This is a genomic window from Streptomyces liliiviolaceus (assembly GCF_018070025.1).
GTDB lineage: Bacteria > Actinomycetota > Actinomycetes > Streptomycetales > Streptomycetaceae > Streptomyces > Streptomyces liliiviolaceus.
In genome coordinates, this window is record NZ_JAGPYQ010000001.1 from 4,618,149 (window position 1) to 4,630,283 (window position 12,135).

Sequence of the window (12,135 nt, forward strand, 5' to 3'; positions counted from 1 at the left end):
TCCCCCGCCCGATACGACCGTACAGCGCCGCTTCCCCGCACATCCTCCTGGCTACGAGAGGTCGTTGACCGATGACGAACGCAACGCAGTCCCTGGTCGGCAAGGTGGCTGTGGTAACCGGCGGCGCGGGAGGGATCGGGGTCGCGACGGTGGAGGCGCTGGCGGTCGCGGGAGCGCATGTAGTCCTCGCGGACATCGTGGACGACACGGCGAACGAGGCCGCCGAGAAGCTGGCCGCGCAGGGACTCTCGGTAGTCGGGCACAGCGTCGACATCGCCTCCGAGGCGAGCGTCGAGCGACTGGTGGACTTCACGGTCGACACCTTCGGGGGCATCGACGTCCTGGACAACAACGCGGCGCTGACGGCCACGATCCGGCAGGACCGGGACGTCGTGTCGATGTCGGTGGAGCTGTGGGACCAGGTGCTCGCGGTCAATCTGCGGGGGCCGATGCTGCTGTGCAAGCACACAGTCCCGGTGATGATCGAACGCGGTGGCGGGTCGATCATCAACATCGCCAGCGGCCAGGGCCTGTCCGGCGACCGGGTGATGGTCGCCTACGGCAGCTCCAAGGGCGGACTGATCGCGCTGACCCGGTCGGTGGCCGCCGCGTACGGCGCGGACGGCATCCGCTGCAACGCGGTCGCGCCGGGGCTGGTCCGCACGCCGGCGCTGGAGGCGGACATGCCGGTGCCGGTACAGGAGATGTTTCAGAGCGCGAACCTCATCCCACGCCTCGGCACTCCCCAGGACGTGAGCCAGTTGGTGGCGTTCCTCGCCTCCCCGGCCGCCTCGTTCATCACCGGGCAGGTGCTCTCCGTGGACGGCGGCTTCCTCGCCCACCTGCCGACGCTCTCGCCGCTGCCTCCCCGCTGAGGGCCCGGGATGGTCTGCTTACGGCCGGTGACGGCGGACCGCTTTGACGCGGTCCGCCAGGTCCCGTCAGCCCGTCCAGGGGGCGAGACCCGCCTCGATGACAGGGACCTGCGGCGCTCCCGCCCAGGCGTAGTAGCCGTCGGGGCGGACCAGAAGCGCCTCGTCGCCGCCGGTGCGGTGGGCGACGACCAGCCCGTCGCGGGCAAACCCGCCGATCTCAGTACCCGGTGGCAGGGCCAACACGAAACGTCCCTCGCGCAGCACCTCGTACAGACGTCCTCGGTCCAGTTCCAGGTCGGGGGCGCGCTTGCCGGTGAGGGGGTGCGCGCCTTTCGGAGCGGGGTAGGAGAAGCCGATGCCGGTGATCTCGCCGACGGCCTGCCGGGTCACCGGGCGTACGTGGGTGACCACCAGCTTGCGTACGGTGCGCAGGGCGATCTCCAGCGGATTGTGGGCCATGGCGAGGCGAAGGTTGAGACCGCTGCTACGCAGAACCGCCCTGCCGATGGGATGGCGTTCGGTGTGGTACGTGTCCAGCAGGGTGTCGGCGGACCGGCCGTTCCGTACCGCCGCCAGCTTCCAGCCGAGGTTGGCGGCGTCCTGGAGACCGGTGTTCATGCCCTGGCCGCCGGCCGGGGAGTGCTGGTGGGCGGCGTCGCCGGCCAGCAGGACGCGGCCGACGCGGTACTCCGGCACCTGGCGTTCGTCGCTGTGGAAGCGGGACAGCCACCGGGGGTCGTGCATCCCGAAGTCGGAGCCGAAGGCCCGCTCGATGAGTGCGCGCAGCTCCTCGAACTCGACCGGGGAGTCGTCGGGTTCGCCCCGGTGCGCGCGGTCCCAGCCGCCGACGCGCCAGTAGCCGTCACCGAAGGGGGCGATGAAACCGAACGCGCCGCCGGTGCCGTGCACCCGCACCACGAGGGGCGGCTCCTCGGTGAACTTCACATCGGCGAGCGCGACCGACCGGATCACCACCTTGCCGGGGAAGGGCAGACCGAGCGCCCCCCGCACCGCACTGCGCGCTCCATCGGCGCCGACGAGGTACCGGGTCCGTACGGTCGCGTCACCCGCCTCCGTCCGCACCGACACGGTGACACCCCCGCCGTCCTGTTCCAGACCGGCGAACTCCGTGCCGTACCGGATGACCGCGCCGTTCTCGACGGCCCGGCGCAGCAGGACCTTTTCCACCTCATACTGCGGAGTGACCAGCAGGAAGGGGAACCGGGACGGCAGCGCGCCGATGTCGAACGGCACCGCTCCGAACAGCCGCAGCTCGCGGATGGTTCGGCCCGTGCGGACGAGTTCGTCGGCGAGGCCCCGGGCGTCGAGGAGTTCGAGGGTCCGGGCGTGCACACCGAAGGCGCGGGTCAGATTACTGATGCCCTCCGGGCGCTTCTCCAGCACGACGACGTCGACGCCGGCCGCCGCGAGGTCACCGGCGAGCAGCAGCCCGGTGGGGCCTGCGCCGGCGACGACGACGGGAGACTCATCCGTGTGAGACATGCGCGACTCGCTTCCATCGGTAGGAATCGGGGCCCGCCCCTTGAAAGGGGTCGGAAGACGTCATGGTGCCAGCATCCGATTTCCGGTCCGGCACCACGCGAGCGATTTCCTGGCGGCCACCTCAAGCCTTTCCGCTGCAGCGACAAAAATTACGCCAAGAAAAGGTCACGTGCAGTTCTCCGTATTACGGCGATCGGAAATTCAGGCGTGTCCGAGCCGGAATCCCACGCCGCGTACGGTGACGACCCAGCCACTGCTGCCGAGCTTTTTACGGAGGCTGCTGACGTGGGTGTCGACGGTCCGCCGGGACCAGGAGTCGCCCCACACCTGCTGAAGCAGGCGCTTGCGTGAGATGACCGTGTCGGGGTGGGAGGCCAGCAGGCAGAGGAGGTCGAACTCCTTGCGGGTCAGCTCCACGCCGTGGCCGTCCACGCAGACTTCGCGGGAGCTCACATCGATGTGCAGCGGGCCGTGGTCGATCGCCCGGCCCTGTCTGCTCTGGATACGCACCCGCCTCATGACCGCGTCGATACGGGCCATCAACTCATGGAAGCCATACGGCTTGACCAGGTAGTCGTCCGCGCCGGCCTGGAGTCCGAGGACTCTGTCCAGCTCCGAGCCACGCACCGTGACGACGATCAGCGGGACACAGCTGACGGCACGGATGGCCTTGCACACCTCCAGGCCGTCCAGGTCCGGCAGTTCGAGTTCCATCAGGACGAGATCCACGCTCTCGTGGGCGACCAGGGCGACGCCGCCCCGGTCCACGGCGGCCACCTCGTGGCCGTGCCGACGCAGCCCCTCCCCCAGGGCGCAGGCCTCGGAGACGTCGCCCTCGACGAGCAGGATGCGCCAGCCCGCGGTGCCGGGAACCACGACGGGAGCCGGGCCGGGCAGGAGTTCGGTGCGCTGATCGGCTATGAGAGGCCCTGACAAGAAATCTGATGTCTGCGTCATACCGGCTTCCCCCGTAAGTCATGTTCGTCGCACGAACCAAAACTCACGCACGATTCTATGAAACCGGGGCCACATATTCCAACCCGCAACAGTGAATTTCCTGTTTCAACAGTATGAAACGATTCTCAGTCACTTGGCGCACGGATTCGTCTTTACTGAATTCGGTTGCCGTTTCTCAGGCTCGCGCCCGGTCGTCGGCGTCCAGCAGTCTGCGCAGCAGCGTCGTCAGCGTGTCCCGTTCCTCGGGGGTGAAGCAGCCGAGGAAGGAGTCCTGGGACTCCTGGGCCACCTGCCACAGTCGACGCTGCAACCGGGATCCCTCATCGGTCAGTTCGACCAGCTGCCGACGCCGGTCGGACCGGTCACGGGTGCGGCGCACCAGCGCGCGCTCCTCGATCGTGTCCAGGTAGCCGCCCAAGTGGCTGCGCTGGAAGCCGAGCCGGTCGGCCAGCACATGCTGGGGCAGCGGGCCGAAGTCCGACAGTGCGGTCAGCGTGGCGAAGTGCGGAAGCCGCAGACCGTGCCGGCCCACCGCCTCAACGAGCGCGTCGTGGCCGATTCGCGCCACATGCCCGGCGAGGTACGACGGCAGCGCCAGCAGGCTCGGCGGGCGGGGCGCGCTGTCCTGGGTCGTGACACCCGAGGCAGCTTCAGGGGTTTCGCTCATGCGTTCATGATACGGGACTGCGGTGACTGGACGTAAGAATGCCATCATGTAATCCTTACAGTAAGAAACTAGTTCGGCGCCCAGTCTGTGCTCCGGTACAGCGGACCGAGGCGCCCGTCCCCGGAGGTCCGCTCCATGACCGACACACCAGCCCCTGGCGCACAGCGCGGCACCGCCGCCCCGTTCGCCGCCCTGCTCCTGGCCGTCCTGTCCTTCTCCCTGATGCAGACGATGGTCGTGCCCGCGCTGCCCGACCTGCAGCGCGAGTTCGACGCCTCGACGACGGCCGTCTCCTGGGTACTCAGTTCCTTCCTGCTCACCGCGTCGGTGGCCACGGCACTACTGGGGCGGGTCGGCGACATGTTCGGCAAGCGCCGGGTACTGATAGCCAGCCTCACCGTTTTCGCCGCGGGAACCCTGCTCGCCGCGCTGTCCGACTCACTCGCCCTGCTGATCACGGCGCGCGCGGTGCAGGGTGTCGGGTCGGCCGCCTTCCCGCTGGCGTTCGGGATCGTGCGCGACCATTTCCCGCGCGAGCGGGTGCCGGTGGCGATCGGCCTGATCTCGTCCACCTTCGGCATCGGCTTCGGCGTCGGGCTCGTCATACCCGGCCCGATCGTGGACGCACTCGACTGGCACTGGATCTTCTGGCTCGGGCTGGCCGTGATCCTGCTCGGCATCGCCGCCGTCACCGCGTTCGTCGAGGAGTCCTCGGTCACCAACCCCGGACGCATCGACTGGGCCGGAGCGGTGCTGCTGAGCGCGGGTGTCGTGGCGCTGCTGCTCGCCATCAGCGAGGGCAAGTCGTGGGGCTGGACGTCCGGCGGGGTCGTCGGCCTGTTCCTTGCCGCCGTCGTGCTGCTCGCGGTGTTCGTATACGCCGAGAGCAAGGTCCGCGAGCCCCTCATCGACCTCGAACTGCTGCGCCGACCCGCCGTGCTGACCAGTCACCTCACCGCGCTCGTCATCGGGTTCGGCATGTACGGCGCGTTCACGCTGGTGCCCCTGCTCGCCCAGACCCCGTCCAAGGCCGGGTACGGCTTCGACGCGTCCGTCACCGAGGCCGGGCTGTTCATGGTGCCGATGGCCGTGACGATGCTGATCGCCAGCCCCCTCGCCGGACGCATCGGCGCGGCCGTCGGCTGGAAGCTGCCGCTCGTCCTGGCCTGCCTCATCGGCGTCGCCGGTTTCGTCATCTACGCGGGCGCGCACGACACCGAGTGGGCCATGTACGTCGGCTCCGCGGTCCTCGGCATCGGCGTCGGCTTCGCTTTCGCGGCCCTCGCGAACCTCGTCGTCAGCGCGGTCGACCGCAGCCAGACCGGCGAGGCGACCGGCATCAACACGATCATGCGAACAATCGGCGGCTCCCTCGGTGCCCAGATCGCCGCGTCGATCGTCGTCTCCAAGACCATCCCCGGCACCCGGGTACCCGCCGAGTCCGGCTACACCACCGCGTTCCTGATGTCGGCGATCGCCCTCGGCGTCGCGACGCTGGCCGCACTGGCGGGGCCGGGCAAGTTCTGGGGCAGGAACCCGGAGCCGGTGGCAGCGACTCCGGGCAAGGAGCAAGCCCGCTCCGCGGCCTGAGAGGGTTGGTGCGCCGGGGCCCAGAGCGGGTGGCCGCACGGCGGTGCGAGGGGCTCGGTGGAACCGATGGCGGCCAGAACCCACCCCCTCGCGCTTTCCGAACACCCTCCCCCCTTCGCGCCGGCTGCCGCCCCCTGCACACCCTCCAGCCGGGACACCCAGCGCCCCGATCCGACGTCGCGCCAATGAACGGGAGCCCACGCACATATGCCTGACTACGGACACGACCTCCTCTTCGGTGCCGTCCTGGTGCCGAGTGCGGAGCACGCCGATGATGCGGTGGCGCCGGCCCGGGTCGCCGACCGGGCGGGACTGGATCTGGTGAGCGTGCCGGACCACCCTTACCGGCCGGAACTGCTCGATGCGTGGATGGCGCTCGCGGTGATCGCCGCCTCCACCACCCGCGTACGGGTCTTCCCGAACGTCGCGAACCTCCCGCTGCGCCCGCCCGCCGCACTGGCCCGCACCGCCGCCGCTCTGGACCTGCTCAGCGGAGGCCGGGTCGAACTGGGGTTGGGTGCCGGGGCGTACTGGGACGCCATCGTCGCCGACGGGGGACCGCGCCGCAGCCCCGGCGAGGCGGTGCGGGCGACCCGTGAGGCCATCGACGTCATCCGAGCGCTATGGGGCGAGGGCCGCCGGGTCCACGTACCCGGCGAGCACTACGGGCTCGACGGCGCCGACGCAGGCCCTGTACCCGCGCACCCCATCGGCATCTGGGTCGGTGCCATCGGCCCCCGCATGCTGAGGCTGACCGGCGCGACGGCGGACGGCTGGCTGCCCAGCGTCCCGCACGTACCGCCGGGCCACCTCGCCGCGGGGCACCGGATCGTCGACGAGGCGGCGGTCGCCGCCGGCCGCGATCCTTCCGAGGTCCGCCGACTGTACAACCTCTCACCGGGGCCGGGCGGTTTCCCGGACGGTCCGCTCGACGCCTGGCCCGAGCAACTCGCCGCGCTCGCCCTGGAGCACGGCACCAGCGGTTTCCTGCTGCCCACCCAAAAGCCGGCCCTGCTCCAGGCGTTCGCGGCGGACGTGGCACCGGCGACGAGGGAGCTGGTGGCGGCAGAACGCAAGCGCGCGGCGAACAGGACGAGTTCGACGGATGCCTCGGGCGCGGCACGTAGCCATGAGGGCGCTGTGAACGCGCAGACGTCCGCGGGACGTGGCACCGTCACCAGCGCGGTGCACGGTGCCACGGCGGCCCCCGCGAAGCAGCGTGAGGCTGCCGCGGACACAGCAGTTGGCCGGACCGTCCCCGCCGGGAATCCGCTGACTGTACGGCCCACCCCGCCCCCGAAGGCGTGGCGGTCCACCGAGCGGTTGTGGGACGAGTCGACGCGCCCCGTCGGGCCGCCCGCCGACCCGGAGCGGCACTATCCACATCGTGAGCAGGAACCGGCCCGGAATCTCGTCGCCGCGCACGACCAGCTCCGCGCCGATCTCGACCGGCTCGGCGCACTGCTACACGAGGTGTTGGCCGACACCCTCGCCCCGGGGGAGGCACGGTCGCAGATCCAGCGGATGAGCCTGCGGCAGAACGCCTGGACGCTCGGCGCGTACTGCGCGTCGTACTGCCGGATCACCACCCTGCACCACGGCCGGGAGGACGACGACCTCTTCCCCTACCTGCGTCGCTCCGACCCACGGCTCGGCGAGGTACTGGACCGGCTCACCGTGGAACACCACGCCATCGGGCGGCTGATCGAGCACATCGACCGCGAACTGGTCGCCTTCGTCCGCGAGAAGGGCGGCGAGAAGGAGCGCGAGGCACTACGGGCGACGATGGACCTGCTCACAGACACGCTCCTGTCTCATCTCGCATACGAGGAACAGGAGTTGATCGAGCCTATGGCGCGGTTCGGGACGGGCTGGTGAACATCGTGACCGGCACCGGCCTCCCCGGGCGCCGGTGACCGCTCGCCCCTACCCGGGCTGCACGCCCGTCGCCACCGGCCGGGACAGATCCGCCGACCAGGCGGACCAGGAGCCTGGGTAGAGGGCCGCGCCGGTGATGCCGGCATGTTCAAGAGCAAGGAGGTCGTGACAGGCGGTGACTCCGCTGCCGCAGTAGACGACGACGTCGGTGTCCGCTCCAACCCCCAGCACCGCGTACTGCGCGCGGAGTCGGGTCGGCGTCAAGAACGTTCCGTCCGGCCCGAGGTTGGCGCTCCAGGGGGCGCTGTGGGCACCGGGTATGTGGCCGGAACGGACGTCGTTCGGGAAGACACTCGCACCGGAGTACCGGTCGGCGGCACGGGCGTCGAGGACGATCGCTTCGCCCGCCGCGACCTGATCAGCGCTCCACAGCGCCTCCTCGGGCCAGTTCACCGGCGTCAGCCGTGCCTCGGGCAGTACGACCGCGCCGGTCTCGGTCCTGCCCGGCCAGCCGGTCAGTCCGCCGTCGAGCAGGGCGCCGGGCCGTCCGGTGCGGCGCAGCAGCCACACCAGCCGGGCAGCGTACGGCCCGCCGTCGGCGTCGTACGCCACCACGGTCGTACCGTCCCCGATGCCGAGCGCACCCAACGCCCGTGCGAAAGCGTCGGGGTCGGGCAGGGGGTGGCGTCCGCCGCTCTCGTCGGGCGGGGCGGACAGGACCGTGTCGACGTCGACCCAGACCGCGCCGGGCAGATGGCCGGTGAGGTAGGCGTCGTAACCGCTGCGGCCGTCCAGGAACCAGCGGACGTCGGCGAGGACCAGGACGTCGCGGTGGGCTCGCACCCACGAGGCGTCGACCACGGGCGGCACCTCAGGCACGGGTCACCACCTCGGTCCCGAGACCAGCGACCTGGGGAAGGACCTCGGCGGCGGTCAGTTCGGTGGCTGCCTGGACCTGCGCGTACGGGATGCCGCCGACGTCGATGGCGAGGAGGTGAAGGTCATGACCCCACAGCTCGTGCAGACGGCCCAGTTTGTCGACGACCTCGGCGGGGCTGCCACAGATCGCGGGCCCGTTGTCGCCGATGTACGTATCGAAGTCCGGCGGGGTCGTGAAGTGTGTACTGCCGGGCTTCTTCACTGTCAGGTAGTTGTTCATGTAGGAGGCCCACAAGGAGCGTGCCCGCTGGGACGACTCGGCGACGAAGACGTGGCTGGCGGCACCGAGCCTGCCGGGCGGGTCGGTGCGTCCGCTCTCGTGCCACAGGGTGCGGTACGCGTCGAAGACCGTTACGAACACGCCGGGTTCACGCGCGGTGGTCCCCACCACCAGCGGCAGCCCGTGTTCCACCGCGAGCTGCACGGACTCCGACCCGACACCGCCGCTGATCCACACCGGCGGCCTCGGTTGCAACGGCCGTGGCTGTACAGTGACTTCGGTCAGCGGCGGCCTGAACTCGCCCTGCCATGTGACCTGCTCCTCGGTCCAGAGCCGGAGCAGCAGCTCCGTGTTCTCCCGCTTGCGGGCCGCCTTCGAGTCAGGGGACTGGCCGAACACCGCGTACGGCTCGGGGAAGAAGGAGCCGCCCGCGATGAGTTCGAGCCGGCCACCGGACAGCAGGTCGAGGAGCGCGTAGTCCTCGGCGACGAGTACGGGGTCGCGATTGGCGACGAGTGTGGTACCCGTCGCCAGCCTGATCGTCGACGTGTGCTCCGCGATCGCGGCCAGCACCAGCGCCGGCGAGGAGATGACGTCCCGCTCCCCGAAGTGGTGCTCGCCGACGGTGTACCAGACGAACCCTGCCTCCTCCGCCTCCGCCGCCGCCCGCACCACGTCCCGCAGCCGCTGGCGCTGGGTGAGGATCTTGCCGGTGATCGGGTCGGGCAGAAGACTGCCGAACGTGATGAGCCCTAGCTGCATGGAATGTCCTCCGTCGAGCTGCGGCCCGGCACGGCAGCCAACAGCAACTGGGTATAGGGGTGCCGCGGCGCCCTGAGCAGTTCCTCGGCAGGCCCGCTCTCCACGATCCGGCCACCACGCATGACCGCGATCCGGTCACTGACCTGCGCCACGACAGCCAGATCGTGGGAGACGAACAGATAGCTCAGCCCACGCTGCTCCTGAAGCCCGACGAGCAGCTCCAGAATCCGGGCCTGAACGGTGACATCGAGCGCCGACACCGGCTCATCGCACACCAGCACTTCCGGTCTGAGCGCCAACGCCCGTGCGATGGCGACCCGTTGACGCTGTCCCCCGGAGAGCTCGGTCGCCTTACGCCGCTCCACGCCGGCCGGCAGTGCCACATCATCGAGCAGCCGCCGCACCTCGCCGCCCCACTCCGCCCTGCCACCGATCCCGTGATTGCGCAACGGCTCGGTCAGCAGCTCCTCGACGGTGAACCGAGGGTTCAGCGAGGCGTAGGGATTCTGGTAGACAAGCTGGATACGGCGATGGAGAGCCCGCCGCGTGGCTCCCCGCACGGTGGTGACATCGACCCCGTCCAGCAGCACCGTCCCGCTGTCGACCCGCTCCAGCCCGAGAATCATCCGCGCGGTCGTGGACTTCCCCGACCCGGACTCCCCCACCAGCCCGAGGGTCTCCCCCCTGCCCAACTCGAACCCGACCCCGTCGACGGCGGTGCGTGTACGACGCCGTGACAGGACGGGTCCCCTGACGGGGAAGGCCCGGGTGAGGCCCGTGACGCTCAACAAGGGTGCTGGTGAACCGAGGTCCCCCGGGGCGGGCCGAGCGGCGGAGGTGGACGAGTCCTGTGCCGTGCGGGAGGCGGAGCGTTGGCGAAGACGCCGGGCCGTGAGGGTCGGTGCGTCCGCCAACAGGCCGCGCGTGTACGGATGGTGCGGATCCCCCAGGACCCGCCCGGCAGGCCCGGCCTCCACCACCCTCCCCTGTGACATCACCACGACGTGCTGCGCCCGGTCTGCGACCACCGCGAGGTCGTGGGTGACCAGGAGCACGGCGGTGCCAGTGGTGGTGACGACTTCCTGGAGGTGGTCGAGGAGTTGGCGCTGGACCGTGACGTCGAGGGCCGAGGTGGGTTCGTCGGCGATGAGGAGGCGGGGGCGAGCGGCGGTGGCCACGGCGATGAGCACGCGCTGGCGCATGCCACCGGACAGTTCGTGGGGGTACTGGCGGGCACATTGTGCCGGGTCGGGCAGTCCCGCCTCGGCCAGGAGGTCGACGGCTTGGGAAGGGGCTTGCCTGCGGGTGGCCAGGCGGTGCACCCGGAGCACCTCGGCGACCTGCGCGCCGACCGGCCTGACCGGGTCGAGGCTGACACCCGGATCCTGCGGGATCAGCCCGATACGCCGCCCCCGCACCTCCCGCCACGCCCGCTCCCCGAGCCCGGTCAGCTCCTCGCCCTGGAGGCGAACAGAACCGCCCAGCACCACACCGCCGGCCGGCAACAGTCCGACCAGCGCGTGAGCGGTGCTGCTCTTGCCCGACCCGGACTCCCCCACCACGGCGGTGATCTCCCCGGCCGCCACTCTCAGATCCACCCCGTCCACAGCGAGGTGCTGACCACCCGCGGCGCGGTACCCGATCCGCAGCCCTCGCACGGCCAGCAACGGATCACCGGCCGGCTCCACAGAGGGAACCACGGCGCGAGCACCCAAGCTCCCGGCCGCGCCATCGCCGTACCCGGCCGCCGCACGGGAACCCCGGTCCCCTGCCGAACCGTGAGCGCAGAGGCCATGGTCCGGCGCCGGGTCACTGCCGAAACCGGCGCGCCCCCGAATGCGCGCCGCCTCGTGATCGGGCAGCGGTTCCACCGGATTCACCGATGCCCCCCTTCCGCTTCGAGGACCCGTGACAGCCGGTTCGCCGCGAGGACGACGACCGTGACGGTGAGACTGGGCAGAGTGGTCAGCCACCAGGCCGTCGCGAGGTAGTTGCGGCCGTCGGCGACGAGGGAGCCCCATTCCGGGGCCGGTGGGGGTTCGCCGTAGCCGAGGAAGCCCAGGCTGGAGACGGCGAGGACGACCAGGCCGAAGTCGAGTGCGGCCAGGGCCAGGACGGGGCCGATGGCGGACGGCAGGATGTAGCGAGGAAGGAGGCGCCACCACCGCGTGCCGCAGAGGATCGCGGCCTCGACGTACGGTGCGGCACGTACGCGCAGCACTTCCGCCCGCATGACTCGGGTGAACGCGGCAACGCTGGTCGCGCCGATGGCGACGGCGATCCGGCCGGTGCCCACGCCGAGCGCGGTGACGAGGGTGAGGGAGAACAGGAGCGGCGGGACCGACATCGTGACCTCGGCGGCCCGCATGATGACCGCGTCCGTCCAGCGGCCGAAGAACCCGGCGACGAGCCCGAGAATCACTCCGCCGCCCAGCGCGATGAGAATGGCCAGGGCGGTGGCGCTGAGCGACAGGGCTGCCCCGTGGACCACTCGGGCGTAGATGTCACGGCCCAACTGATCTGTGCCGAAGGGGTGTTGGGTGCTCGGCGATTGGAAGCGGTCCGCCGGTACGCCGGTGAGGGGACTACGGGAGGTGAACCACTCCGGCACGAGGGCCCAGCCCAGGACCAGCACGAGAACGAGGACGGAGAGCATGGCCCCGGGTGAACGGAGTGGGGCCGGGAACACACGGCGACGCCGTGCGGGCTCCTGGACCGGCTCGACGGGCCTTTGAGTCAGCGTC

The 12,135-nt window shown here is 70.5% G+C and carries 10 protein-coding genes; 3 read left to right on the forward strand and 7 right to left on the reverse strand.

Going from position 1 to position 12,135, the window contains the following annotated elements; genetic code table 11:
* The first annotated feature begins 71 nt into the window (after window positions 1–71).
* Window positions 72–875 (forward strand): SDR family NAD(P)-dependent oxidoreductase, encoded by an 804-nt coding sequence (locus tag J8N05_RS20220; protein WP_210884721.1) that lies wholly within the window; start codon window positions 72–74, stop codon window positions 873–875.
* A gap of 66 nt (window positions 876–941) precedes the next feature.
* Here the strand turns inward: J8N05_RS20220 and J8N05_RS20225 are convergent, their stop codons facing one another.
* The 3 genes from J8N05_RS20225 to J8N05_RS20235 form a co-directional block, all read right to left on the reverse strand.
* Window positions 942–2,378 carry an FAD-dependent oxidoreductase gene (locus J8N05_RS20225; protein ID WP_210884722.1) on the reverse strand — a complete coding sequence of 479 codons (1,437 nt, stop codon included), beginning with the start codon at window positions 2,376–2,378 and terminating at the stop codon, window positions 942–944.
* 201 nt (window positions 2,379–2,579) lie between these two features.
* On the reverse strand, window positions 2,580–3,335 hold the full coding sequence (locus J8N05_RS20230) for a response regulator transcription factor (protein ID WP_210884723.1): 756 nt from the start codon (window positions 3,333–3,335) through the stop codon (window positions 2,580–2,582).
* A 175-nt stretch (window positions 3,336–3,510) separates the two neighbouring features.
* The gene (locus J8N05_RS20235; protein ID WP_210884725.1) at window positions 3,511–4,002 is read right to left on the reverse strand and encodes a MarR family winged helix-turn-helix transcriptional regulator; all 492 of its coding nucleotides are present in this window, start codon (window positions 4,000–4,002) and stop codon (window positions 3,511–3,513) included.
* A gap of 135 nt (window positions 4,003–4,137) precedes the next feature.
* Here J8N05_RS20235 and J8N05_RS20240 point away from each other — a divergent pair, with 135 nt between their 5' ends.
* Both J8N05_RS20240 and J8N05_RS20245 read left to right on the forward strand, forming a co-directional pair.
* Complete coding sequence (locus J8N05_RS20240) at window positions 4,138–5,592, forward strand: MFS transporter (protein ID WP_210884727.1); 1,455 nt, start codon at window positions 4,138–4,140, stop codon at window positions 5,590–5,592.
* Window positions 5,593–5,799: 207 nt separating this feature from the next.
* Window positions 5,800–7,470 carry an LLM class flavin-dependent oxidoreductase gene (locus J8N05_RS20245; RefSeq protein WP_210884729.1) on the forward strand — a complete coding sequence of 557 codons (1,671 nt, stop codon included), beginning with the start codon at window positions 5,800–5,802 and terminating at the stop codon, window positions 7,468–7,470.
* A 48-nt stretch (window positions 7,471–7,518) separates the two neighbouring features.
* Here the strand turns inward: J8N05_RS20245 and J8N05_RS20250 are convergent, their stop codons facing one another.
* The 4 genes from J8N05_RS20250 to J8N05_RS20265 form a co-directional block, all read right to left on the reverse strand.
* The gene (locus tag J8N05_RS20250; protein ID WP_210884731.1) at window positions 7,519–8,349 is read right to left on the reverse strand and encodes a sulfurtransferase; all 831 of its coding nucleotides are present in this window, start codon (window positions 8,347–8,349) and stop codon (window positions 7,519–7,521) included.
* Window positions 8,342–9,391 (reverse strand): LLM class flavin-dependent oxidoreductase, encoded by a 1,050-nt coding sequence (locus J8N05_RS20255; protein WP_210884733.1) that lies wholly within the window; start codon window positions 9,389–9,391, stop codon window positions 8,342–8,344. Before J8N05_RS20255 ends, J8N05_RS20250 begins: the two co-directional genes overlap by 8 nt.
* Window positions 9,382–11,091, reverse strand: coding sequence for a dipeptide ABC transporter ATP-binding protein (locus J8N05_RS20260; protein ID WP_247706355.1), 1,710 nt, complete (start codon window positions 11,089–11,091; stop codon window positions 9,382–9,384). Before J8N05_RS20260 ends, J8N05_RS20255 begins: the two co-directional genes overlap by 10 nt.
* Before the next feature lie 176 nt (window positions 11,092–11,267).
* Entirely contained in the window at window positions 11,268–12,047 is a 780-nt protein-coding gene (locus J8N05_RS20265; RefSeq protein ID WP_247706356.1) for an ABC transporter permease, read from the reverse strand.
* Between the last annotated feature and the right edge of the window lie 88 nt (window positions 12,048–12,135).

Coding starts and splice junctions, on each gene's coding strand:
- J8N05_RS20220 (WP_210884721.1), top strand. CDS start 72: ATGACGAACGCAACGCAGTCCCTGGTCGGCAAGGTGGCTGTGGTAACC.
- J8N05_RS20225 (WP_210884722.1), bottom strand. CDS start 2,378: ATGTCTCACACGGATGAGTCTCCCGTCGTCGTCGCCGGCGCAGGCCCC.
- J8N05_RS20230 (WP_210884723.1), bottom strand. CDS start 3,335: ATGACGCAGACATCAGATTTCTTGTCAGGGCCTCTCATAGCCGATCAG.
- J8N05_RS20235 (WP_210884725.1), bottom strand. CDS start 4,002: ATGAGCGAAACCCCTGAAGCTGCCTCGGGTGTCACGACCCAGGACAGC.
- J8N05_RS20240 (WP_210884727.1), top strand. CDS start 4,138: ATGACCGACACACCAGCCCCTGGCGCACAGCGCGGCACCGCCGCCCCG.
- J8N05_RS20245 (WP_210884729.1), top strand. CDS start 5,800: ATGCCTGACTACGGACACGACCTCCTCTTCGGTGCCGTCCTGGTGCCG.
- J8N05_RS20255 (WP_210884733.1), bottom strand. CDS start 9,391: ATGCAGCTAGGGCTCATCACGTTCGGCAGTCTTCTGCCCGACCCGATC.
- J8N05_RS20265 (WP_247706356.1), bottom strand. CDS start 12,047: ATGCTCTCCGTCCTCGTTCTCGTGCTGGTCCTGGGCTGGGCCCTCGTG.